Genomic DNA, 22,432 nt, shown 5'->3' with positions numbered 1-22,432 from the left:
CCGCGCACTGCGCCGCCCCTGTTAGAAGCTGATGCGCACGTAGGGTGCGCTGGCCTTCGCCTCGCCGTGGTAGACCGCCTCGATGTTGTTGCCGTCCGGGTCGAGCACGAAGGCGCCGTAATAGCCCGGGTGGTAGGCGCGCTCGCCGGGACGGCCGTTGTCCCGGCCGCCAGCGGCCAGCGCTGCAAAGTAAAAGGCGTTCACCATCTTGCGGTCACGCGCCTGGAAGGCCAGGTGGTGGCGTCCGGTCAGCACGCCTTGCGCCGCTTCGCTATCGCGGCTGGAGATGAACAGCTCGTCGGCCCAGAAGTAATCGTCACCCGAGCCGCCGAGCGGAATGCCCAGCACCTCGAACACGGCCGTGTAGAACCTGCGCGATGCGGAGAGGTCGCGCACCACCAGCTGGATGTGGTCGATGAGTCGCCCACGGTAGATTTCCTGTGTTTCCATGCTGCTCTCCTGTGAAAGACCTTCATGAAATACTGACAGTGACCGAGCAGTGTAGAGCCAAAGCCGGGTGCCGGCAACGCTTGTTGGCTGGCTACTTCCCGGCGCCGGGGGCGATCGCGCCGCGGTACAGCGCGTCGGTGATGCGTTCCTGGAAGCGCGACTCGGACGAGAAGCGTCCCGGCTGCGTGTCCGGATCGGCGCCGACGCCGCTGGCGGCATAGATCATGCCGTTCTTCGTGCGCGGGTCGAACACGAACAGCGCATTCAGCCCCCAGGCCCAGCCGAGATGGCCGACGCCCGTGAAGCCGCCGCCCTCGACCAGGCGGTCGCCGCGCGCCCGGCCGTCCTTGACGCCGCTGGCGTCCACGAAATGCTGGGTACCCAGCCCCCAGGCCCCGTACAGCCCGTGGAAAGTACCGCCGTCGCCGCTCGCGCTGCCGTTGACGCCTTCCTGGATCGTCCACTGGCGCGCCAGCATGGTCCTGACCGTTTCCGGCCTGAGGATCTGCGTGCTGCCGTGGCGTCCCTCGTTCATCAGCATCAGCATGATCTGCGCCAGCTCGCCTGTGGAAATGCGCAGGCTGCCCTGGGGGCCGAACAGGGTGCCGTTGGTCCCCACCATGTAGCGCTCCATGCCGGCAGGCGCCACCGGGGGCTGGATGTGGAAGTCGTCCGACTGGGCGATCCACGGCCCTTGCGGGTCCCAGCGCTCGGCGCCGTCCTTCTCGCGCTTGCGGTAAAGGGTCGCGACGTCGTCGATGCGGGCGGGCGCGAAGTCGGCGAGATAAAAGCCTGCCTTCAGGCCCATCGGATCGCACACCAGGCGCCGCATCAGGCGGTCGAAACGTTCGCGGGCGGCCGCCTCCATGACGGTGGCGACCAGACCGTAGTTGAAGTTGACGTATTCGAACCAGCGCCCCGGCGCGTGGTCCTTCGACCACATCGCGCCGCTGCCGTGCAAGGGTCCGCCCGGCTGCAGCACATCCTTGAGATGGACGTCGGGCGCCCACCTGAAGCCGCCTTCGTCGCGCAGGGACGAGGTGTGGGTGAGCAGCATGCGCAGGGTGATCGGCTGGTCCGGGAAGTGCGGATTGCGCAGCTTGTAGCCGAGATAGTCGCTGACATCGGCGTCCAGCGTCAGGACGCCCTGCTCCACCAGCTTCATGGCGCCGAGGGTCGCCACGAATTTCGAGATCGAGGCGATACGGAACATGGTGTCCGCATCCATCGGCCGCGCCGGCGCCGTGGCCGTGGCCAGGCGCTTGAGCCCGAACTGGCGGCTATAGACGATCTCGCCCGCGCGGATCGCGACCACCGACAGGCCGGGCAGCGGCATGGCCGGGTCGTCGACGATGGCCTGCAGCTGGCGGCTCAAGGCGGCGGTCTGCGGTGGCGACAGGGGCGCGGCGGCGGCCGACTGCGCCAGGATCGCAACGGACGCCATCGTCAGCAGTGCCTTGAGCTTCATCCGGCCGATCAGGCCTTCTTCTGCTTCGCGATCCAGCCGTCCACCAGCTCGCCCAGCACGTCCAGCGGCACCGAGCCCGCGCCCAGCACCAGGTCGTGGAAGGCCGGCAGCGAGAACTTGCCGCCCAGTTCCTTCTTCGCCTTTTCGCGCAGGTCGATGATGCGCAGCATGCCGATCATGTAGGCGTTTGCCTGGCCCGGCCAGGCGACGTAGCGCTCGACTTCCTGGGCGCCGATGCCGTAGTCGATCGCCTGCTGGCGGGTCCAGCCCTTGGTGTGCAGGCCGGTGTCGACCACCAGGCGGCGCGCGCGGAACAGTTCCGAGCCGAGGGCGCCCAGCAGGCCGGGGACGTCGCCTTCGTACCAGCCCTGCTCCACCGCCAGGCGCTCGGTGTACAGCGCCCAGCCTTCGGCGTGGGCGCTACCGCCGCTGAAGATACGCTGGCTGCGGTATTTCGGGATGCCGGTCAGTTCCTGCTGGATCGCCAGCTGGAAGTGGTGGCCGGGCACCGCCTCGTGGTAGGACAGGCTGCGCATGCGGATCATGTCGAAGGTCGGGCCGCGCATCGGCACCCAGAAGATGCCGGGACGGGTGCCGTCCGGCGCCGGCAGCGAGTAGTGGGCGGCGGCCGACGGTTCGGTCAGCGGCGGCTCGCGGCGCACCTCGACCGGGGCGCGCGGCTTGAGGTTGAACAGCGAAGCGCTCCTGCGCTCGGCGTCCTTCACCATCTCGGCGTAGCTGGCCAGGATGGCGGGGCGTGGATCGCCCTCGCCCTTCGGCTGGAAGCGCGCGTCGAGCTGCTTCATGCGTTCTTCGATGTTCCCTTCGACGAGGCCGAGCGAGCGCAGGTGCTTGTCCATCTCGCCCTCGATGCGCGCCACTTCGCGCAGGCCGATCTCGTGGATCTCGTTCGGGGTGAGCTTGGTGCTGGTGAAGTTCTCGACCGCGCGCGCGTAGGCGGCGGCGCCGTTCGGCAGGCGCGAGATCCCGGCCACGTCGCCGGTGCGCGGGTGGAGTTCCGCCATGAAGTCCTGCACCCGCTTGTACGAGGGACGGATGCGCTCTTCGACGATGCGGGCGGCGCGCGCCAGCGCGGCGTTGCGCGCGTCAGGAGTCAAGCCTTCCATCTTCTCGGTGCGCTGGGCCAGCGAGGTCACCAGGACGTTCTCGCCCGCCGCCGGCTTGAGGAAGCTGTCGACCTGGAACTTGGCGCGATCGAGGATGAAGCGCGGCGGGATCAGCGACTTGGCTGCTGCCTCGCGGCCGCGCGCCAGCGCTTCGTCCATGCGGGTGCCGATCTGCTCCAGGCGCGCCAGGTAGCTGTCGACGTCCTGCGGGTTGCGCAGCGGGTGGGTGGTGGTCATGAAGTTGACCAGGCCCACCTGCACGCCGCTGAACTGCGAGAAGATGAAGGAGTGGTCCTCGAAGGGCTCGTTGGCGATCACATTCTGCAGCGACCAGCGCATGACGGAGGCGGAGGTGCGCTGGTTCTCGTCCAGCGGGCCGGCCATCCATTTGTCCAGGCGAGTCAGGCCGGTCTGGGCCAGTGCCCGCATCTTCGCGCGCTGCGCCTTGGTCAACGGGGTGAGTTCGCGGTCGAGGCGCGCCTGCTCGGCGCCGCTGAAGTACTGGGTCGAGGTCGCCAGCTGCGGGTTCATGCGCACCCAGTCCTCGGCAAACTTCTCGGCCCAGGTGTCGAAGGCCTTGTTCGGCTTGACGGCGGCGGCTTTCGCTGCCGGTGCGGCCAGCGCCGCGGTGGGCAGGCTGGCGACGGCGATAGCGGCGGGGATGAACAGTGCGCCGATGGCGGCGCGCAGGCTGCGCTGGCGGAGGGATGGCATCGTGGTCTCGTTCCTTGTCGTTGTAGGTGGGATTGGACGGCGCCGGGCGCCGTGTTTGCCGTCGAGGAATCTAACATGGAAAAGGTCAAGTCAACAATGCGTCAGCTGTACGTACACACTGCTCGCGGTGACAATGCTAGACTGCGACAGACCCAGCAGGAGATACCCCATGCGCACGCCCCGGATACCGATTGCCCTGTTTGTCCTCCTGCTGGCGGGCGTCGATGCCCGCGCAGCAGACCCTGCCTACCCGACCACCATGGCCGGGCTGCCGGAACAAGTGCGCGATCTGCTCGAACGCCGCTATGGCGAGATGGCCGATGTGGACGGACCTTTCAGCGGATGGTGTACACGTGCACCGGGCAGCTTCGGGGCGCGGCTGCTGTGGGCCGAGGTGGGTCCGGACGCGGTGCGGGTCCGGTTCGAACAACAGGGCGGGATCACCGGCCCCCGATCCCGCAACGTCGAATTCGGCAGGCAGGACGATGCCTGGGTCGAGGTCGGCCAGGCTGGCCCGCCCCCGCAGCGGCTACTCAAGTGGACACCCGCGCCGCGCAGCTTCAGTAGCGTACCCGACCAGGTACTGCCGCCGCTGTGGTCGCCGTCGAGCCTGCCGCAGCACTGAAATATTATTTCATTTAAAGGGTCCTCTTGAAACTTTCTTTCATCAGCTCCTTCCTCGTGTCAGCAGGCATGCTGATCTCCCCGCTCGCGTCGGCCGAGCAGTTCAAGGTCCTGCTGTTCACCAAGACCGCCGGCTGGCACCACGACGCCGTGCACGAGGGCGTGAGCGCCGTGCAGGAACTCGGCCGGCTGCACGATTTCGGCGTATTCTGGAGCGCCGATCCCAAGCGCGTGATGAACGACGCCGAGCTGTCGAAGTACCAGGCCGTGATCTTCCTCCTGACCACCGGCGACGTGCTGGACGAGGCCCAGCAGGCCGCCTTCGAGCGTTTCATCCGCAAAGGCGGCGGCTTCGTAGGCGTGCACAGCGCCTCCGACACGGAATACGACTGGCCGTGGTACACGAAGATGGTGGGCCACATGTTCAAGGTGCACCCGGCGGTGCAGACCGCGGTGCTGCAGGTCCGCGAGCGCAACTTCCCGGGCATGGAGCGCTTCGCCCCGCGCAGCCTGTTCACCGACGAGTGGTACGAGTTCGGCCCGGCCACCTCCAGCAAGCTGACCTACCTGCTCACGGTCGACGAGACTACCTACAAGCCCGAGGCGAAATGGCCGGACCGCGAGGGCAAGGGCATGGGCGCCTTCCACCCGGTCAGCTGGTACCAGCCCTACGAGGGCGGGCGCGCCTTCTACACCGCCCTGGGCCACCAGGCGGCCACCTACCGGGATTCGGTCTTCCTGCACCACCTGTACGGCGGCATCTACTGGGCGGCGACCGGAAGGGGCTTCCGCGCCGAGTAGGTTTTTCTACTCTGCGTCGGCGGCGATCGCGAGCTGCGCCTGCTTGTTCCAGCTCCAGCTGCCCGCCAGGCGCCAGTCACGTGCGGCGCCTTCGACCACCACCTGCCAGTGGGTCGGCTCCAGCACCGGCGCCGCGGCCACGAAGCGGCCCTGCGCGTCCGGCAGCGCTTCCAGCACGCGGTCGCGCTCCGGCTGGGTGGGGTGCGCCAGGCGGATATGGAAGGGTGCGCGCACCGGTTCGCCGTGGCTTTGCAGGCTGCCGGTGATGCGTCCCCCCGCGGCGTCGTAGCCGGCCTCGAAGCGCAGCCCGAGGCGGCTGGCGGCGCGGTCGCGCTTGAGCTCCTGGTTGATGGCCTTGCCCTGCTTGTAGTAGTCGCCCACCACCATCGCATCCGGACGGCTCATGGCCAGCCAGATCATCACGAAGCCGCCGACCAGCACCAGGGCGGGACCGATCATCAGGAACCAGGGCCAGCGGTGCCGGTACCAGGGTGCGGCCGGCAGCAGGCTTGGATTGGTGTGCATGTGCTTCTCCTTCTTGCTCATTTGGGCACGATGAATGCCGCTTCTTCCGTCACCTGCAGGGCGACGCTCTGCTCGGACGCCAGGGTGAAGGCGATCCGGTTCGAGCCGGGCTTGCCGTCGCCGGCGGCGATGCGCACCCGCACGGGGAAGGCACGGGTGCTGGCCGCCGCGATCTCGACGACGTCCTCGTCCACCACCCTGCTCGAGGCAATGCCGTCGACCGTGATGCGCAGCCGCTGCGGTTCTTCCGTGGTGTTCATCAGCTGCAGGCGGTAGACGTTCTCGATCATGCCGTCTTCCACTTCGCGCCCCATCGAGCCGCGGTCGCGGATCACGTCCAGCTTGAGCGGGTTGCGCAGCGCGAGCGACGCCACCATCGCGATGCCGAGGATGGCCAGCACGGTGGTGTAGATCATCACGCGCGGCCGCAGCACACGCTGGCGCACCTGGGCAGGTAGAAGCTTGTCGGTGATCGCGTTCTCGGTCGCGTAACGGATCAGGCCGCGTGGGCGGTTTATCTTGTCCATCACGCTGTTGCAGGCGTCGACGCAGGCCGCGCAGCCGATGCATTCGTACTGCAGGCCCTTGCGGATATCGATCCCGGTCGGGCAGACCTGCACGCACATGCTGCAGTCGATGCAGTCGCCGGCGCCGCTGCTGCCCATGCGCGGGCTGCGCGGCTCGCCACGCTTGGTGTCGTAGGTGACGATCAGGGTGTCCTTGTCGAACATCGCGCTCTGGAAGCGCGCATAGGGGCACATGTACTTGCAGACCTGCTCGCGCAGCCAGCCGGCGTTGCCGTAGGTGGCGAGCGCGTAGAACAGCACCCAGAAGGTCTCCCAGGGACCGAGGCCGAAGGAGGCGATGCCGCCGCCGAGGGAGCGCACCGGCGTGAAGTAGCCGACAAAGGTAAAGCCGGTCCACAGCGCCACCAGGCCCCAGGCCGCGTGCTTGCCGCCCTTGCGCGCGATCTTCTCGACCGTCCAGGGCTGGCGGTCGAGGCGGATGCGGGCGCTTCTCGCCCCTTCGAACTTCCGTTCGATCCACAGGAAGATTTCGGTATATACCGTCTGCGGACAGGCGAAGCCGCACCATACCCGCCCCGCCACCGCCGTCACCAGGAACAGCCCGTAGGCGCACAGGATCAGCAATGCGGCCAGGTAGATGAAATCCTGCGGCCACAGCACCAGGCCGAACAGGTAGAACTTGCGGCTGGCCAGGTCGAACAGGACCGCCTGGCGGCCGTGCAGTTCGATCCAGGGCAGGCCGTAGAACAGCAGCTGGGTGAGCCAGACGCAGGCCCAGCGCAGCGAGGCATACCAGCCCTTGATCTCGCGCGGGTAGATTTCCTCGCGCGCCGCGTACATGCGGATCACGGCCTCTTTCGGAGCATTCATTTTGCGTGCGCCATCACGACAGGTTCATTCGACAGGCTCCACACGTAGGCTGCCAGCACGTGCACCTTTTCTTCGCCGAGGAATTCGCCGAAGGCAGGCATGCTGTTGCTGCGACCCTTGCGGATGGTCTCCATCACGGTCTCCTGGGTGCCGCCGTAGAGCCAGGTCTTGTCGGCCAGGTTGGGCGCGCCGAGCAGCGGATTGCCCTTACCTTCGACGCCATGGCAGGCCACGCAGGCGGCGAACTTCGGCTTGCCGAAGGCGACCTTGATCGGATCGGCGGTCAGCCCCGAGAGATTGCGCACGTAATGCGCTACGCTCTCGATATCCTTGTCCGACCCGAGCGCCGCGCCCATGGGCGGCATGTTGCCGACCCGGCCCTGCATGATGCTCTGCTTGATGACGGCAGGTTCGCCGCCGTGCAGCCAGTCGCGGTCGGCCAGGTTCGGGAAGCCCTTGCTGCCGCGTGCGTCCGAGCCGTGGCACTGGGCGCAGTAGGTCAGGAACAGGCGCTCGCCGATGGCGTGGGCCTGCGGGTCCGCCGCCACCGCCTTCAGGTCCTGCTGCGCATACTTGGCGAACACCGGGCCGAACTCCAGCCTGGCCTGCTTCAGCTCCGCCTTGTACTCGCCGGTGGAGTTCCATCCCAGCCGGCCGGCATAGCTGCCCAGGCCCGGGTACAGCACCAGGTAGGCAATGCTGAACACGATGGTGAGCCAGAACAGCACGATCCACCAGCGCGGCATCGGCGTGTTCAGTTCGGTCAGGTCTTCATCCCAGACGTGGCCGGTGGTTTTCTCCGGCTGGCCGTTGGCGCCCAGCTTGACGCGGTAGCTCGACTGCGACCACAGCAGGATGCCGCAGCCGACGATGCCCAGCACCGTGATGACGGCCACGTACCAGTGCCAGAACTCGTTGAAGAAATCAGCCACGGTCGCTCTCCCCTGCTTCATCCGCGAACGGCAGCTGTGCGGCCGTATCGAAATCGCTGCGCTTGCGCAGCACATAGGTCCAGCCGACGATGCCCAGGAAGGTTGCGAAGCTGATGACGGTCATCACGCTGCTGGCGTTATCAAAAATCTGTTGGAGTGCCATGATGATTAATTCCTCGTCTTGATCTGGGTGCCGAGGCCCTGCAGGTAGGCGATCAGCGCGTCCTGCTCGGTCTTGCCGCTCACCTCTTCAGGAGCGGCCGCGATCTCGGCATCGCTGTAGGGCACGCCGATGCGGCGCATGGCGCGCATCTTGGGGATGATCTCGGCCGGGTTCAGCTTGGCCTTGGCCAGCCACGGATAGCCCGGCATGTTCGATTCCGGCACCACGTCGCGCGGGTTGTCGAGGTGGGTGCGGTGCCATTCGTCGCTGTAGCGGCCGCCCACGCGCGCCAGGTCCGGGCCGGTGCGCTTGGAGCCCCACTGGAACGGATGGTCGTAGACGAACTCGCCGGCCACCGAGTAGTGGCCGTAGCGCTCGGTCTCGGCGCGGAAGGGACGGATCATCTGCGAGTGGCAGTTGTAGCAGCCTTCGCGGATGTAGACGTCGCGCCCGGCCAGGCGCAGCGGCGAGTAGGGTTTCAGGCCGGCCACCGGTTCGGTGGTCGACTTCTGGAAGAACAGCGGCACGATCTCGACCAGGCCGCCGAAGGAAATCACGAGCAGCACCAGGCCAATCAGCAGCCAGGGGTTCTTCTCGATCCATTCATGTGTGAATTTCATTGTGTACTCCGGGTTCAGGCGTGAACAGCTTCAGGCTGCGCGGCGTTCAAATGCGGCTTGTTCGGGCCGGCCGGGATCGGAGCGTCGACGCTCTGCGTGCCGCTCAGTGTCTTCCAGGTATTGAAGGCCATGATCGCCATGCCCGACAGGTAGAGGAAGCCGCCCGTGAAGCGGATCACGTAGTAGGGATAGGTGGCCTTGACGCTCTCGGCAAAGGTGTAGGTCAGGGTGCCGTCCGGGTTCACCGCGCGCCACATCAGGCCCTGCATCACGCCGGCGATCCACATCGAGGCGATGTACAGGACGATGCCGATGGTGGCTACCCAGAAGTGGGCGTCGACCAGCTGCACGCTCCACATCTCCTTCTTGCCGGCCAGGCGCGGAATCAGGTAGTAGATCGAGCCCATGGTGATGAAGCCGACCCAGCCCAGGGCGCCGGCGTGGACGTGGGCGACGGTCCAGTCGGTGTAGTGCGACAGCGAGTTGATGGTCTTGATCGACATCATCGGGCCCTCGAAGGTGGCCATGCCGTAGAAGGACAGCGAGACGATCAGGAACTTCAGGATCGGGTCCGAGCGCAGCTTGTGCCAGGCGCCGGCCAGGGTCATCATCCCGTTGATCATGCCGCCCCACGAGGGGGCCAGCAGGATCAGCGAAAACACCATGCCGATCGACTGGGTCCAGTCGGGCAGCGCGGTGTAGTGCAGGTGGTGCGGGCCGGCCCACATGTAGGTGAAGATCAGGGCCCAGAAGTGCACGATCGACAGGCGGTAGGAGTACACCGGGCGCTCGGCCTGCTTCGGGATGAAGTAATAGACCATGCCGAGGTAGCCCGCGGTCAGGATGAAGCCGACAGCGTTATGGCCGTACCACCACTGGATCATCGCATCCTGCACGCCGGCATAGACCGAGTAGGACTTCATCGCGGAGACCGGCACCACGGCGCCGTTCACCACGTGCAGCACGGCCACCGCCAGGATGTAGGCGCCGAAGAACCAGTTGGCCACGTAGATGTGCTGCACGCGGCGCTTGATGATGGTGCCGAAGAAGACCACCGCGTAGGCCACCCATACCACGGTGATCAGCAGCGCGATCGGCCATTCCAGCTCGGCGTACTCCTTGCCGCGCGTGAAGCCCATCGGCAGCGAGATCGCGGCCGAGACCAGCACCGCCTGCCAGCCCCAGAAGGTGAAGGCAGCCAGCTTGCTTGAATACAGCCGCACCTGGCAGGTCCGCTGCACCACGTAGTAGGAGGTGGCGAACAGGCCGCAGATGCCGAAGGCGAAGATGACCGCGTTGGTGTGCAGCGGACGCAGGCGTCCGTAGCTGAGCCAGGCGATGTCGAAATTGAGCGCGGGCCAGGCCAGCTGGGCCGCGATGAAGACGCCTGCGGCCATGCCGATCACGCCCCACACGACGGTCGCGATGGCAAACTGGCGCACGATCTTGTAGTTATAGTTTAGACTGCTGTCCAAGATGCTCTCCTGAAAATTCCTTGATGGATGACAGTCAGGAGTGTCGTTTTTCGAACAGCAAAAATCCTTGATGTGAATCAAATTGTTCAGCATCAGATGAGCTACGGGGAAGACTGTTGCGTCCGAGTGCACAGCGCGTGGTCCCGAACAATCAGCGATGCTACTTTGAGCTCAATCAAGCTTCCTTCGTAGACGGCCCGCCACACTCGGATGGGAGGAAAACACTATGCCGCCTCTATCGCAATCGGTATCGGAACAACTGAGGGAGCGCCTGCACCAGGCGCGTGAAGACCTGCTGGAAACCGTGCGCTCGCGCACCGGTCCGCAGGGCGACGAAGCGCCATCGATCGGCCCGCTGGCCCACCAGGGGCAGTCCGACGATGCGCCGCAATCCGAAATGATCAGCCACAACGAACAGCACCTGGCCGACCACGAATCGAACCTGCTGCACGAGATCGACGTCGCCATCGGCAAGCTCGCATCGGGTGGCGCCGGCATCTGCGAATCCTGCGGCCGCGACATCCCCGAGGACCGCCTGCTGGCTACGCCGACGGTCCGCCTGTGCATCGGCTGCCAGGAACAGCTCGAGAAAGACCGGCATACCGGGCGCGGCCCGTCGATGTAGGGTGGTCGGCTCCGCCGACCGCGCGTTCAACTCCCGACCGAACAGCCGGGTTGTCGGCACTGTCATCATCGAACAGGATCCGCACACCCGGCCCTTCCAGGTCCTCGAACTGCCCGCTCTCAGCCGCCCCGAAGAAAATCCACACCGCCAGCGCGACCAGGATCACGCTCAGGGGCACCAGCAAATACAGCGCTTCCATCTTCAATCCTTTCGCAGGCGCAGTGCGTTGAGCACGACGATGGCCGAGCTGGCGGCCATGCCGATTCCGGACAGCCAGGGGTTGAGCAGCCCACTGGCGGCGGCCGGGATCGCGGCCAGGTTGTAGACCGAGGCCCACACCAGGTTCTGGCGGATGACCGCCATGGTGCGGCGCGCGGTACGGGCCGCATCGCTCAGGGGCGCCAGGCTGTCGCCCAGCAGCACGGCGTCGGCATGCACCTGGGCCAGTTCGGTGCCGCGTCCCATTGCAAACGAGACGTCGGCGCCGCGCAGCACGGCCGCGTCGTTGCTGCCGTCGCCCACCATCGCCACCACCGCCCCATCCTGCTGCAGCTCGCGCACGAAGGCCAGCTTCTCGGCCGGCAGGCGGCCGCCGAAGGCATTCGCGATGCCGAGTTCGCGCGCCACCGCGGCGGCCGCGGTCTGATCGTCGCCGCTGAGCAGGATCACGGTCTTGCCGGATTCCTGGAAGCGCCGCACCACCTCGCGCGCTTCCGGACGCAGGCTGTCGGCCAGGTCGAAGCGCGCCAGCCATTGGCCTTCGCAGGCCAGCCAGCAGCAGCTGGTGCCGGGCGGGGCCGCCGAGCGCACCACGCCGCCGGCGATGCCCTGTACGAATTCGGCGGTGCCGATGCGGTAGACCACGCCGTCGATCACGCCCTCGAAACCGCGCCCGATGTCGGCGCGCAGCTGGCGCGCCACCAGCCCGTGCGACTGCATCGCCGTGCGGATCGCGATCCCGACCGGATGCGAGTTCTCGGCCTGCAGCGCGGAACCGATGCGCAGACACAGGTCGCTGTCGAGCGAGCCGACCGGCAGCACCTGGCGCAGTACCGGACGCCCCAGGGTCAGGGTGCCGGTCTTGTCGAACACCACGTGGGTGGCGCGCTCGAAGGTTTCCAGGGTGTGCGGAGCGACCGCGAGCACGCCGCGCCGCAGCAGGCGGTCGGTGGCGGCGGCCAGCGCGGTCGGAGTGGCGAGCGACAGCGCGCAGGGGCAGGACACCACCAGCACCGCCACTGCCGCCTGCCAGGCGCGCGCCGGGTCGAGCTGGCTCCAGACCAGGTAGACGACCACGGTCAGCAGCAGCAGGCCGAGCACGAACCAGGCGGCGACCTGGTCGGCCCACATGGCCATCGCCGGCTTGCCCAGGCCGGCCCGCTCGACCAGGCGCACCAGCATGGCGAGGGTAGAGTCGCGCGCGGCAGAGCGCACGCGCAGCACCACCGCCTGGCCGCCATTGACGGCGCCGCCGGGCAACGCGTCGCCCGGCTTGACGGGGCGCGGGTGGCTCTCGCCAGTAAGCAGGGAATAATCGAGTTCGGTCGCGCCTTCCAGCACGATGCCGTCGGCCGGCACCGCCTGCCCCGGCTTGACCAGCACCAGGTCGCCCACTTCCAGCTGCACGGCCGCTACCAGTTCGGTGTCGCGCAGGGCGGGGTCGCCGCGCAGGCGCAGGGCGGACGCGGGCACGCCGCGGCGCAGCGCAACGAGGGCCTGGGTGGCGCGGCGCCGTGCGCCCAGCTCCAGGTAGCGGCTGCCCAGCAGCAGGAAGATGAACATCGTGATCGAGTCGAAGTAGACGTCTCCCCGCCCCGCGAGCAGCGCCGCGCAGCTGCCGGCAAACGCGGCCAGGATGCCCAGCGCGACCGGCACGTCCATGCCCGGCACGCGGCGCTTCAGGTCGCGCCAGGCGCCCTGGAAGAACGGCAACGCGGAATAGCAGACTGCCGGCAGCGTCAGCGCGAACGAGGCCCAGCCCATCAGCGCCGCCATGTCGGCGTCCATGGTGCCGTCGTCGGCCAGGTAGACCGGCACCGCATACATCATCACCTGCATCATCGCCAGGCCGGCCACGAACAGCTGGCGGAACAGGCGCTTGCGCGCGCGCTCGATGCGCTCGTCGTGGCGCTGGACGTCGTAGGGGGAAGCGCTGTAGCCGATCGCGCGCAGCGCGCGCAGGATGCTGCTTGGGCGGCACAGGGCCGGGTCCCAGCGCACGAACACGCGCCCGAGGGCGACGTTCAGCGATACTTCCTGCACCCCGGCCAGCTGGCCCAGGCGGCGCTCCACCAGCCAGACGCAGGCGCCGCAGCGCACGCCGTCGATCGAGAAGCTGCCCTCGCCTTCTATACCCTGCTGGTCGACCAGCGCCAGCTCGGGCTCCTCGCTGTCGGCGCTGACGGCGGCCGCGTATTCGGTGCGCGCGTTGTAGTAGTCGGCGAAGCCGCCGGCGACGATCGCTTCGGCCGCGGCGGCGCAGCCGGGGCAACACATACTGCGCGACTCGCCGTCGACCTGGGCCTGCCAGCGGCTGCCGTTCGGCACCGGCGAGCCGCAGTGGAAGCAGCCTTCGTCGGAAGCGGCAGAGGCGAGCGGCGGGGCCCTGAGTCCGGCCAGCACCGCGCTCACGCCTCCGCTCCAGGCACTGCGCACAGGACATCGAGCCAGTGGTGCGGCATCCCGTCGGCGAAGCCGCCGGCGATACGCCACAGGCCGAGCAGGCCATACGTGAGCACCAGCAGCCCGCAGGCCAGGCGCACACCGGGTTGCTGGAACAGCGCGCGCAGGCGCAGTCCGGCCAGGCCGATCGCGGCCAGCATCGGGAGCGTGCCCAGGCCGAAGGCCAGCATGACGGCGGCGCCGCCCGCGGCGGAACCGCTCAGCATGGCGGTCACCAACATGCTGTACACCATTGCGCACGGCAGCCAGCCCCACAGGGCGCCGGCGGCGAACATGCGTCCTGGCGTCGCGCCGGGTTTGACATGCCGCAGCAGCGGCGCGATGCGGCGCCACAGCGCCTGCCCGCCCTGCTCGAGCCGGGCCAGGCCGCGCCAGGCATCCATCAGGTACAGGCCCAGCGCCACCAGCATCAGGTTGGCCGCGACATAGGCGCCCGACTGCAGGGCCGGCAGGCCGAGGCGCGCGGCGCCGCCGGCCAGGCCGCCTGCCAGCGCGCCGGCGCCGGCGTAGCTGGCGATGCGTCCGGCGTTGTAGGCCGCGACGTAGGCGATGGCGGGCGCGGATGCGGGGGCGGACACCGTCCGCACCGGCAGCGGGAAAGCGGGACGGGTCGGTAGCGACATGGCGCCGACGATGCCGCCGCACATGCCGGCGCAGTGCACGCTGCCGGCCAGGCCGACCAGGAACACGGGAAACAGGCTGATGGTCGCCATGTCAGACGGCCTGCGAATGACGGATACGCTCTGCGCCCGGCTGCTCCTGGCGCGCCGCCAGGTAGCGGTCGAACACCATGCACACGTTGCGGATCAGGAGGCGCCCCTTCATGGTGACGGTCAGCCAGTCCGGTCCGATGTGCACCAGGCCGTCCTGTTCCATCTGGCGCAGCTGCGCCAGCTCGTCGGCGAAGTACTTGCTGAACACGATCGGGAAAGCCTGTTCCAGCGCCGGGATCGACACCTCGAACTGGCACATCAGCTTCTGGATCAGGCTGCGGCGCAGCGCATCGTCCATGCCGAGGCGGATGCCGCGCGCCACCGGCAGCTCGTTCTGGTCGATCAGGTCGTAGTATTCCTCGAGGGTCTTGACGTTCTGGCTGTAGGTGGCGCCGACCGCGCCGATGGCCGACACGCCGCAGGCCACCAGGTCGGTGTCGGCATGGGTCGAGTAGCCCTGGAAGTTGCGGTGCAGGCGGCCCTGGCGCTGGGCCACCGCGAGGTCGTCGTTCGGCCTGGCGAAATGGTCCATGCCGATGTAGACATAGCCGGCCGCGCCCAGGCGCTCGATGCACAGCTGGAGCATCTGCAGCTTGGTGTCGCTCGAGGGCATGTCGGCTTCCACGATGCGGCGCTGCGGCTTGAACAGCTGCGGCATGTGGGCATAGTGGTAGACGGCGATGCGGTCCGGGCTGGCGGCAATCACCTTGTCGATGGTCTGGCGCATCGTGTCCAGGGTCTGCTTCGGCAAGCCGTAGATCAGGTCGATGCTGACGGAACGGAAACCGGCGGCGCGGGCGGCGTCGATCACGGCGCGGGTTTCTTCTTCCGGCTGGACGCGGTTGACGGCGCGCTGAACCTCGGGATCGAAGTCCTGCACGCCCAGGCTGATGCGGTTGAAACCCTGGCGGCGCAGGGTGTGCACGCGCTCGGCGGAAACGGTGCGCGGGTCGACCTCGATCGAATATTCGCCCTTGTCGTCGGGCGCGAAGCGGAAGTTGCGGCGCAGGTGGGCCATCAGGTCGTCCATCTGCGCGTCCGCTAGAAAAGTCGGGGTGCCGCCGCCGAAGTGCAGCTGCTCGACCTCGTTCATGCCCGCGAACAGGGCGCCCTGCATGGCGATCTCGCGCTTCAGGTAGGCCAGGTAGGTCGCCGCCTTCTCGCGCCGTTTGGTGACGATCTTGTTGCAGGCGCAGTAGTAGCAGACCGTGTCGCAGAACGGGATGTGCAGGTACAGCGACAGCGGGCGGGCGCCGCCGCGGGTACGCAGGCCGGCTACCGCATGCAGGTAGTCGCGGTAGCCGAACTCGCCGCCGAAGCGGTCGGCGGTCGGGTAGGAGGTATAGCGTGGTCCATTCTTGCCGAGGCGCTTGAGCAGGCCGGCGTCGAAATCGACGCTCGGCGCCACCGCCTGGCAGGCCGCCGGCTGGGTGGCGATGGAAATCACGGGCTTGGCCGCGGCCGGGAAGGCTGTTGCTTGCATTTCAATAAACTCCTGCTGCTCCCGGTTTGCGGAAATGCAAAGCGGTTCGAATAGCAAGCAGTCTATTGATCAGCGTCTTGGAAATCCTTGACTTGCATCAAATACGGTCGAGTCTGCCCAGCGAATGTAGCCTGCGGGATGTGCCGCCCATGCGCCACCGGCACCTCGTTGCGGTCCAGCCGCGCATAGTATTCGTGCAAGTCGGTGTCGTTCAGCCAGCGCACCGCGCCGAGGTCGCCGCATGCCGCCACGCCGCAGCCCACCAGGTGGGTGCCGTCCAGCGGTGAAGGCCGTTTTTCCGGCCTGCTGCCCGAAGCGCCGGGCAGCAGTGCGAAGCGCTCGGGTCCCGCGCTGGTGTAGCCGGCCATGTCGAGGCGGTCGCTGCCCAGCCGCTGCATGCGCTGGGCGATGGCGCCATGTACGGTGGCGTCCTGCCCGCGACCGGCGCCCGGCCGGTGGCACAGCAGGACCAGGTCGGGCCCGGCAGCCAGGGCCACATCCAGCATTCGCCGCAGGTCGGCAAAGCCCTGGTCCGGCATGCCGTAGCCGAGCGCCACCCCGACCGAGCGGAAGCCGGCAGCGCGCGCCGCCTCCGCTGCCGCCCGCAGCGGCGTCGCATCCCCATGCACGCCGGCCAGTTCGATGCGCAGCCGGTTGAACCCCTGCCGCCGCAGCTTCCACAGGCGTTCCGGCGCCAGACCGTCCAGGCCCAGGACCACTTCGTAGTCGCCAAGCTCATCGCGCATGAAGCGGAAGTGCTCGCGCAGGCAGCGCATGAGATCCGCGAGCTGGCACTCGTCCAGGCGCGCCGGCGCCAGGCCCTCGAATCCCAGCTGGCGCACCGTGCTCAGGCCGGACAGCAGGACCGCCTGCATGGCTGCTTCGCGTTTCAGGTAGACCAGGTAGCGGGCCAGCCCCTGGCTGCTGGCGTCCGCGGGAAAGTGCAGCCTGAGCGAGAGCGGGCGCGCATCGACTGCAGGCAGCCGGGCGACGGCGTCGAGGTAATCGTTGAAGCCGAAGGGAACGGCGCCGGGATGGGGGACATGTGCGTGCATGTAGCGACTCCTGCCGGCGCCATTTTGCGGAAGTGCAAAGCGGCCCCAGCAGCACGCAGTGTAGGGAGGAACATCCCGGTCAAGCTTGACCGATATCAAACCGCCTATGCCGGCGGCCTCCTGTCAGCGGCCGTCCGGACGATCCTCGAGCTTGAATACCGACAACGCCTGCACCAGATGGCGGGCGTCGTCGGCCACGCTGCTCGACGCGTTCGCCGATTCCTCGACCAGGGCCGCGTTCTCGCGCGTGATCTGGTCGAGCTGGGCCATGGCCGCATTCACCTGGGCGATGCCGCTGCCCTGCTCGCGGCTGGCGCCGGTGATGCCGCCCATGATGGTGGCCGCCTCGCGTACCGCGTCGACCACCTGGCGCATGGTCTGCCCCGCGTCGCCGACCAGCACATTGCCTTCGCCAACGTGGCGGGCCGAGGCCTCGATCAGGGCCTTGATCTCCCTGGCGGCGGCTGCCGATCGCTGGGCCAGGCTGCGCACTTCGCCCGCCACCACGGCAAAGCCGCGCCCCTGCTCGCCGGCGCGGGCCGCTTCCACGGCCGCATTCAGCGCCAGGATATTGGTCTGGAAGGCGATGCCGTCGATCAGGCCGATGATATCGACGATCCGGGTGGCCGAGGCGCTGATGCGCTCCATGGTGTCGCCGACCCGGCCGACCGCATCGCCGCCGCGCCCGGCCACCTTCGATGCGGCCTCCACCAGCCCGTCGGCGCGCACCGCGCTGTCGGTATTGTGGCCAGCCGCGGCCGCGATCTGGGCCAGGCTGCTGGCGGTCTGCTCGAGGCTGGCGGCCTGGGCCTCCGTGCGGCTGGCCAGGTCGCCGTTGCCGGCGGCGATCTCGCGTGTGGCGTGCTCGATCGAGGTCACGTTGCGGCGCACGTCGCCGACAATGGCTTTCAGATTGACGTTCAGCTGGCGCAGCGCCAGCTGCAGGCGGCCGATCTCGTCGTTGCGCCCCGCTGCACAGGGATGGGCCAGGTCGCCGCCCGCCAGCGCGTACACGGCGGCGGTCGCCTCGACCAATGGGCGCGCGATGGTACGCTGCAGTTCGGCCCAGGCCGCGAGCGTGGCGAGCACGCCGGCGCCCGCCAGCACCTTCCACACGGGGCCGTCGACCGCCAGGCCCAGGCAGGCGATCAAGCACGACTGGGCGGCCATCATGATGCCCAGGCGGCGCGACAGCGGCAGCGTGCGCAGCGCGCCGAGGCGTGCGCGCCAGCCCAGGTGCACGGCGACACCGCGGCGTATCGCCAGGCCCCTGGCCTCGCCGGCGCGGAATTTGCGGTACAGCTCGCTTGCCGCCTCCACCTGCTCGCGGGTCGGGGCGGTGCGCACCGACATGTAGCCGGTTACGCGCCCGCCTTCCTTGACCGGCACCACGTTCGCCACCACCCAGTAGAAGTCGCCGTTCTTGCGGCGGTTCTTGACCAGCCCGGTCCAGGGTTCCCCGAGCTGCAGCGTGGCCCACAAGTCCGCAAAGGCCTCCGGCGGCATGTCCGGGTGGCGCACGATGTTGTGGGCCTTGCCGAGCAGTTCCTCGGGGCTGAAGCCGCTCACTTCGACGAAGCTCGGATTGACATAGGTGATACGGCCCTTGGTGTCGGTCTTCGACACGATCGACTGGCCTTCTTTCAACAGGTATTCGATGCCGGTGACCGGCAGATTGCTACGCAAGACGCTTCTCCTAGTTGCCTATGGGCAAATTTCCAGCGGCGATTCTAGCAATGCGAATGTCGAAATTTTTTGACTTGGATCAAATTTGGCCGAGTCATCTGGCTATTCTTTCCGCATAAGGGTTGATTTTCATCAAATGTTGCCATTGGTGTAAGCTGTCGGGATGGATAACATGACCCATTCGCTCGTCGGCCTGGCCCTGGGAGAGCTGGTCGAGCGCGCCCTGCCCGCCCCCAGCACTCCGGCCCAGGGCCGCACCCGGCGCCGCGCGCTGCTGCTCACCGGCCTGTTGGCGAGCAATTTCCCCGACCTCGACTTGGTCCTGACGCCGCTGCTGCCGGCCCCGCTCGGCTACCTGATCCACCACCGCGGCCACACCCATACCCTGCTGTACGCGCTGCCACAGGTCGCCCTGCTGCTGGCCCTGACCTGGCTGCTGTGGCCGGCCGCGCGCCGGCTGCTGAACGAGGATCGCGCCGCGCGCCGGGCCGTGATCGGCACCGCCCTGCTCGGCATGGTGCTGCACCTGTCCTTCGACGCACTGAACGTCTACGGGGTCCACCCCTTCCACCCGGTGGATTCGCGCTGGATCTATGGCGACCTTGTCTTCATCGTCGAGCCGGTGTTCTGGACCGCGCTCGGGATCGGGTTGGCGCTGGCCGCGCACAACCGCGCCTGGCGCTGGTTCGGCCTGGCCTTCTTTGCAGCCATGCCGGTGGTCTTCACCTGGCTCGGTTTCCTGCAGTGGGGCTCGCTGGCCGGCCTGGCACTGCTGGGGCTGGCGGTGGGCGCGGCCCGTGCCCGGCTCGGCGCCCGGGGCGCGCTGGCTGCGGCCCTGCTGGCCTGCGCCGGCTTCGTCGGCGTGCAGGCCGTGGCTGGCAGCGCCGCCCGTAGCGAGATCCGCGCCGCGCTGGCGCAAGTCGCACCTGGCAGCCGCGTGCTCGACATCCCGCTGTCTTCCTTCCCGGCCAATCCCTTGTGCTGGTCTTTCGCCACCGTCAGCACCGGACCCGGCGCCGACAGCTATGCCGTGCGGGTCGGCGTGCTCAGCCTCGCACCGGGCATCACGCCGGTATCCGCCTGTCCGGTGCGTTTCGGCGGCGAACCCGGCAACCCGGCGCCGGCGCTGGCCTGGAAATACCTCGAGAACGGCAGCCTGGCGGCGATCCGGGCGCTGCAGCGGACCAATTGCCATGTCGACGCCTGGCTGCGCTTTGCGCGCGTGCCCTCGCTGGTGGATGGCGTGGCCACCGACCTGCGCTTCGGCGCCCCGGACCAGCCCAACTTCTCGACCCTGCCCTACGCCGCGCGCGCCCTTGCCCCCTGCCCGGCGCCGCTGGCAGGCTGGGGCTATCCGCGCGCCGACCTGCTCGGCTGGAAATAGGCTCAGCAGGACGCTGGCGACCTGCCCTGCCGCGGGCCTCGCCAGGCCTGGGGGCGCATCGGCTTGCCGCAGCTGGCGATGACGCGCTCGAAAAAGTCCACCAGCGCCGGCGCGTGCAGGTCGAAGCAGAACTGGTCGCGCACCTGCCACACGCGTTCGCGCAGCGCCGCCATCTCGTCGCGGGCGTGCAGCCTGCGCGCCAGGTCCTCGATGCTCTCGAAAAACAGGCCGACGCCGAGGCGCTCGGCCAGCGCCTGTGCGGCCACCACCGCGCCGCGGTTGTCGAAGCCGATCATCGGCAGTCCCGCGGCGGCCAGGGTCGCCATGCGCGCCGGCAGGTTCAGGTCGTCCCAGTCGGCACGGCGCACATCGCCGCCATTCGTGCTGCGGAACACGTGCAGCCAGCCGGCGTCGTACTGCGAGAACTCCTCCACCCAGCGGTCGTGGTCGACGTTCGCGTGCAGGTGCAGGTGCGCGGGCGCCAGCGCGCCCGCCCTGGCGATCCATTCGCGCCACTGGCCCTGCGTGAAGTCGCCGTAGAAATGCAGGTGGATGCCGTGCCGGGCCAGTTCGGCCACCGTGGGCGGATGGAGGCCGATCGGGCGCCCCGGCACCACCGTGTGCAGCTCGCCGCCGGCCGCTGAGAGCAGCGGCGCGCGCTCGCGCAGGAACCAGGCGCGGCGCGGCAGGTCGCCGTCCAGCACGTGGTCCGGCCGGCCGGCGCGCAACCTGGGAATGGCCGTGGCGAACCAGTCGCGCATCTCGGGACTGCTGTAGATGCAGCCGTCGGCCAGGCGCACCAGGTCGGCCAGCAGCGGCCAGCTGCCCTTCTCGATGCAGATGAAGGGGCCTTCCTTGAAGTGCCAGACGAAGGGAATGTCAGGAACGGCCGTCATGACTTCGTGGGCGAAGGGCACCGCCTGCCAGTTGAGCTGGGCATAGATCAGGTCGGGCTCGATGCGCGCCAGCGCCTCGCGCCAGCCCTGGCGCGGCAGGTCTTGCACATGGCCGAAGGGCAGCGGGCCGACCGTGTTGTACCAGTACGGGGATGGCGTCCACAGGCCGTAGAGCCGGTGTCCCAGCGCTTCCAGCGCCAGCACGCGGTCGGCGTTGTAGGCCAGCTCGCCGGCCAGCACGATCTTGAGGCCGCGTCTGGCTGCATCGGGCCGGTCCGTAGCGGCGGCGCGGACCTGAGCATACAGCCGCTCCTCGTCGATCGCATTCCCGGTGCTGGTGTGGAAGCGCAGCGGCCCGCTCACCCGGTAGATCTGGCGGAAGGGATTGATGCCGCCGCTTGGCTCCCGCATGCGCTTGTGGCGCTGGTCCGGGTGGTCGACCCACTCACAGCTGAGGTCGCCGCTGGGCACAAAGGGGCCGCAAGCGCGCAGCGCGTCCCAGAACAGCCGGTCGAGGTCGTCGCTTTCGAGTTCGGCGCGCTCGCGCCAGCGCAGGCGGCTGGCCCGGTGCAGGCACTGGACCAGCTGCAGGCATTCGCCCGGAATGATGCCTGGCGCGCTGCGCTTGTAGTGGTGGCGCACGCCGGCATAGGCCAGCACCGCGCCGGGCGCGCCGTCGATGGCCGCCACCAGCTGCGCCAGGTGCCCGGCATACCAGAGGTCGTCGCTGGGCAGGTAGGCCACCAGTTCGCCACGCGCGAGGTCGAGGCCGGCGTTGATGGCGCAGCCCAGGCCGCCATTGCTGTCGAAACGCAGGTAGCGCACGCGCGGGTCGGCCAGCCAGGGCGCGAGCACGGCGGCGCTGCCGTCGCGCGAACCGTCGTCGACGACGATCAGTTCCCAATCGCCGAAGCTCTGCGCCCACAGGCTGGCGAGGGCGCGTCCGATGAAGGCGGCCTGTTCGAAGGTGGGCATGATGACGCTCACGCGCGGCAGGGGCAGTGTAGAAGCGCTGGCCATGGTGCTCGGTGGTGGTGGCTGACCGGGCCAGCTTAAAAGCCACGGCCGCGGGCCGTTTGCGCCAGCTCAGGGGTGCGCGGGTCGCGGTATCGCGGGTATGATGGGGGCGAAGCTTGCCAACCTGGCAAGCCGCGAACGGGAGAACCACATGACGACCGAACTGACGATCCTGGGCTGGACCCTGGTGCTGGCGCTGGTGCAGATCCTGCTGCCGGCCATGTTCCGCAACCAGGAAACCGGCATCGCCTACAACATGAGTGCGCGCGACGGCGCCGCGCCGCCGGCGCGTCCGGTCACCGCGCGCCTGCAGCGCGCCCAGGCCAACCTGTTCGAGACCCTGCCGCTGTTCGCCGCCGCGGTGCTGGTGGCGCACGTGGCCGGCCGCGAAGGCGCGCTGACGCTGTGGGGCTGCTGGCTCTACCTGGGCGCGCGCCTCGTCTACCTGCCGCTGTACGCCGCCGGCGTCCCGGTGCTGCGCAGCCTGGTGTGGACGGTCTCCCTCGCCGGACTGGTCATGGTGCTGGCCGCGATCCTGGGCGCTTGAATCGCGCGAGGGGGGAAAGCGCGGCGCGGCGGCTAAGGCTATACTCCC

General features: G+C 68.4%; 20 protein-coding genes and 1 pseudogene. 5 read left to right on the top strand and 16 right to left on the bottom strand.

Going from position 1 to position 22,432, the window contains the following annotated elements:
* Window positions 1-21: 21 nt before the first annotated feature.
* The 3 genes from LK539_RS17330 to LK539_RS17320 all read right to left on the bottom strand — a co-directional run bounded on the left by LK539_RS17330 (window position 22) and on the right by LK539_RS17320 (window position 3,759).
* Window positions 22-450: a VOC family protein gene (locus tag LK539_RS17330; RefSeq protein ID WP_227802300.1), complete on the bottom strand. Its 429-nt coding sequence runs from the start codon at window positions 448-450 to the stop codon at window positions 22-24.
* Window positions 451-541: 91 nt separating this feature from the next.
* Window positions 542-1,918 (bottom strand): serine hydrolase, encoded by a 1,377-nt coding sequence (locus tag LK539_RS17325; RefSeq protein ID WP_227802299.1) that lies wholly within the window; start codon window positions 1,916-1,918, stop codon window positions 542-544.
* Between the two features lie 8 nt (window positions 1,919-1,926).
* A complete protein-coding gene (locus tag LK539_RS17320) occupies window positions 1,927-3,759 on the bottom strand; it encodes a DUF885 family protein (RefSeq protein ID WP_227802298.1) in 1,833 nt (610 codons plus the stop codon).
* A gap of 169 nt (window positions 3,760-3,928) precedes the next feature.
* Between LK539_RS17320 and LK539_RS17315 the strand changes: the two genes are divergently transcribed.
* Together LK539_RS17315 and LK539_RS17310 are read left to right on the top strand one after the other, a co-directional pair.
* A complete protein-coding gene (locus LK539_RS17315) occupies window positions 3,929-4,384 on the top strand; it encodes a hypothetical protein (RefSeq protein WP_227802297.1) in 456 nt (151 codons plus the stop codon).
* 68 nt (window positions 4,385-4,452) lie between these two features.
* A complete protein-coding gene (locus LK539_RS17310) occupies window positions 4,453-5,184 on the top strand; it encodes a ThuA domain-containing protein (RefSeq protein WP_227802296.1) in 732 nt (243 codons plus the stop codon).
* A gap of 6 nt (window positions 5,185-5,190) precedes the next feature.
* Here the strand turns inward: LK539_RS17310 and LK539_RS17305 are convergent, their stop codons facing one another.
* From LK539_RS17305 to ccoN, 6 genes are read right to left on the bottom strand one after another with little or no spacing between them, the layout of a single operon-like run.
* On the bottom strand, window positions 5,191-5,709 hold the full coding sequence (locus tag LK539_RS17305; protein ID WP_227802295.1) for a FixH family protein: 519 nt from the start codon (window positions 5,707-5,709) through the stop codon (window positions 5,191-5,193).
* A gap of 17 nt (window positions 5,710-5,726) precedes the next feature.
* Window positions 5,727-7,106, bottom strand: coding sequence for a cytochrome c oxidase accessory protein CcoG (gene ccoG / locus LK539_RS17300; protein ID WP_227802294.1), 1,380 nt, complete (start codon window positions 7,104-7,106; stop codon window positions 5,727-5,729).
* Window positions 7,103-8,038, bottom strand: a complete 936-nt coding sequence (gene ccoP / locus LK539_RS17295) for a cytochrome-c oxidase, cbb3-type subunit III (RefSeq protein ID WP_227802293.1) — start codon at window positions 8,036-8,038, stop codon at window positions 7,103-7,105. The genes ccoG and ccoP overlap by 4 nt, the downstream gene beginning before the upstream one ends.
* Window positions 8,031-8,201, bottom strand: a complete 171-nt coding sequence (locus LK539_RS17290; RefSeq protein WP_227802292.1) for a CcoQ/FixQ family Cbb3-type cytochrome c oxidase assembly chaperone — start codon at window positions 8,199-8,201, stop codon at window positions 8,031-8,033. Before LK539_RS17290 ends, ccoP begins: the two co-directional genes overlap by 8 nt.
* A gap of 5 nt (window positions 8,202-8,206) precedes the next feature.
* Complete coding sequence (gene ccoO / locus LK539_RS17285) at window positions 8,207-8,821, bottom strand: cytochrome-c oxidase, cbb3-type subunit II (RefSeq protein WP_227802291.1); 615 nt, start codon at window positions 8,819-8,821, stop codon at window positions 8,207-8,209.
* A gap of 14 nt (window positions 8,822-8,835) precedes the next feature.
* Window positions 8,836-10,296, bottom strand: coding sequence for a cytochrome-c oxidase, cbb3-type subunit I (gene ccoN / locus LK539_RS17280; protein ID WP_227802290.1), 1,461 nt, complete (start codon window positions 10,294-10,296; stop codon window positions 8,836-8,838).
* Window positions 10,297-10,522: 226 nt separating this feature from the next.
* Between ccoN and LK539_RS17275 the strand changes: the two genes are divergently transcribed.
* The gene (locus tag LK539_RS17275; protein ID WP_227802289.1) at window positions 10,523-10,921 is read left to right on the top strand and encodes a TraR/DksA family transcriptional regulator; all 399 of its coding nucleotides are present in this window, start codon (window positions 10,523-10,525) and stop codon (window positions 10,919-10,921) included.
* A 55-nt stretch (window positions 10,922-10,976) separates the two neighbouring features.
* Here the strand turns inward: LK539_RS17275 and ccoS are convergent.
* The 6 genes and pseudogenes from ccoS to LK539_RS17245 form a co-directional block, all read right to left on the bottom strand.
* A pseudogene (gene ccoS, locus LK539_RS17270) lies at window positions 10,977-11,120 on the bottom strand (cbb3-type cytochrome oxidase assembly protein CcoS); the annotation flags it as partial.
* Window positions 11,121-11,122: 2 nt separating this feature from the next.
* Window positions 11,123-13,552: a heavy metal translocating P-type ATPase gene (locus LK539_RS17265; RefSeq protein WP_373889554.1), complete on the bottom strand. Its 2,430-nt coding sequence runs from the start codon at window positions 13,550-13,552 to the stop codon at window positions 11,123-11,125.
* On the bottom strand, window positions 13,549-14,316 hold the full coding sequence (locus tag LK539_RS17260; RefSeq protein ID WP_227802288.1) for a sulfite exporter TauE/SafE family protein: 768 nt from the start codon (window positions 14,314-14,316) through the stop codon (window positions 13,549-13,551). The genes LK539_RS17265 and LK539_RS17260 overlap by 4 nt, the downstream gene beginning before the upstream one ends.
* A 1-nt stretch (window position 14,317) precedes the next feature.
* Window positions 14,318-15,799 (bottom strand): oxygen-independent coproporphyrinogen III oxidase, encoded by a 1,482-nt coding sequence (gene hemN / locus LK539_RS17255; RefSeq protein ID WP_227802287.1) that lies wholly within the window; start codon window positions 15,797-15,799, stop codon window positions 14,318-14,320.
* A gap of 62 nt (window positions 15,800-15,861) precedes the next feature.
* On the bottom strand, window positions 15,862-16,854 hold the full coding sequence (locus LK539_RS17250) for a hypothetical protein (RefSeq protein WP_227802286.1): 993 nt from the start codon (window positions 16,852-16,854) through the stop codon (window positions 15,862-15,864).
* A 123-nt stretch (window positions 16,855-16,977) separates the two neighbouring features.
* Window positions 16,978-18,540 (bottom strand): PAS domain-containing methyl-accepting chemotaxis protein, encoded by a 1,563-nt coding sequence (locus tag LK539_RS17245; protein WP_227802285.1) that lies wholly within the window; start codon window positions 18,538-18,540, stop codon window positions 16,978-16,980.
* Between the two features lie 172 nt (window positions 18,541-18,712).
* Between LK539_RS17245 and LK539_RS17240 the strand changes: the two genes are divergently transcribed.
* Window positions 18,713-19,924 (top strand): metal-dependent hydrolase, encoded by a 1,212-nt coding sequence (locus LK539_RS17240; protein WP_227802284.1) that lies wholly within the window; start codon window positions 18,713-18,715, stop codon window positions 19,922-19,924.
* A 2-nt stretch (window positions 19,925-19,926) separates the two neighbouring features.
* Here the strand turns inward: LK539_RS17240 and LK539_RS17235 are convergent, their stop codons facing one another.
* Window positions 19,927-21,840, bottom strand: coding sequence for a glycosyltransferase (locus LK539_RS17235; RefSeq protein ID WP_227802283.1), 1,914 nt, complete (start codon window positions 21,838-21,840; stop codon window positions 19,927-19,929).
* 148 nt (window positions 21,841-21,988) lie between these two features.
* On the opposite strand from LK539_RS17235, the gene LK539_RS17230 reads away from it, so the two are divergent.
* The gene (locus LK539_RS17230; RefSeq protein WP_227802282.1) at window positions 21,989-22,384 is read left to right on the top strand and encodes an MAPEG family protein; all 396 of its coding nucleotides are present in this window, start codon (window positions 21,989-21,991) and stop codon (window positions 22,382-22,384) included.
* Window positions 22,385-22,432 lie beyond the last annotated feature (48 nt).

The sequence above is a fragment of the Massilia sp. IC2-476 genome, from assembly GCF_020707295.1.
Lineage (GTDB): Bacteria > Pseudomonadota > Gammaproteobacteria > Burkholderiales > Burkholderiaceae_D > Telluria.
This window is presented reverse-complemented; position numbering and strand designations above follow the sequence as displayed.

What these genes read in the sequence shown, in the direction of transcription:
- LK539_RS17330 (WP_227802300.1), bottom strand. Translation starts at nt 450, where the DNA reads ATGGAAACACAGGAAATCTACCGTGGGCGACTCATCGACCACATCCAG.
- LK539_RS17325 (WP_227802299.1), bottom strand. Translation starts at nt 1,918, where the DNA reads ATGAAGCTCAAGGCACTGCTGACGATGGCGTCCGTTGCGATCCTGGCG.
- LK539_RS17320 (WP_227802298.1), bottom strand. Translation starts at nt 3,759, where the DNA reads ATGCCATCCCTCCGCCAGCGCAGCCTGCGCGCCGCCATCGGCGCACTG.
- LK539_RS17315 (WP_227802297.1), top strand. Translation starts at nt 3,929, where the DNA reads ATGCGCACGCCCCGGATACCGATTGCCCTGTTTGTCCTCCTGCTGGCG.
- LK539_RS17310 (WP_227802296.1), top strand. Translation starts at nt 4,453, where the DNA reads ATGCTGATCTCCCCGCTCGCGTCGGCCGAGCAGTTCAAGGTCCTGCTG.
- LK539_RS17305 (WP_227802295.1), bottom strand. Translation starts at nt 5,709, where the DNA reads ATGCACACCAATCCAAGCCTGCTGCCGGCCGCACCCTGGTACCGGCAC.
- ccoG (WP_227802294.1), bottom strand. Translation starts at nt 7,106, where the DNA reads ATGAATGCTCCGAAAGAGGCCGTGATCCGCATGTACGCGGCGCGCGAG.
- LK539_RS17290 (WP_227802292.1), bottom strand. Translation starts at nt 8,201, where the DNA reads ATGGCACTCCAACAGATTTTTGATAACGCCAGCAGCGTGATGACCGTC.
- ccoO (WP_227802291.1), bottom strand. Translation starts at nt 8,821, where the DNA reads ATGAAATTCACACATGAATGGATCGAGAAGAACCCCTGGCTGCTGATT.
- LK539_RS17275 (WP_227802289.1), top strand. Translation starts at nt 10,523, where the DNA reads ATGCCGCCTCTATCGCAATCGGTATCGGAACAACTGAGGGAGCGCCTG.
- LK539_RS17260 (WP_227802288.1), bottom strand. Translation starts at nt 14,316, where the DNA reads ATGGCGACCATCAGCCTGTTTCCCGTGTTCCTGGTCGGCCTGGCCGGC.
- hemN (WP_227802287.1), bottom strand. Translation starts at nt 15,799, where the DNA reads ATGCAAGCAACAGCCTTCCCGGCCGCGGCCAAGCCCGTGATTTCCATC.
- LK539_RS17250 (WP_227802286.1), bottom strand. Translation starts at nt 16,854, where the DNA reads ATGCACGCACATGTCCCCCATCCCGGCGCCGTTCCCTTCGGCTTCAAC.
- LK539_RS17240 (WP_227802284.1), top strand. Translation starts at nt 18,713, where the DNA reads ATGACCCATTCGCTCGTCGGCCTGGCCCTGGGAGAGCTGGTCGAGCGC.
- LK539_RS17235 (WP_227802283.1), bottom strand. Translation starts at nt 21,840, where the DNA reads ATGGCCAGCGCTTCTACACTGCCCCTGCCGCGCGTGAGCGTCATCATG.
- LK539_RS17230 (WP_227802282.1), top strand. Translation starts at nt 21,989, where the DNA reads ATGACGACCGAACTGACGATCCTGGGCTGGACCCTGGTGCTGGCGCTG.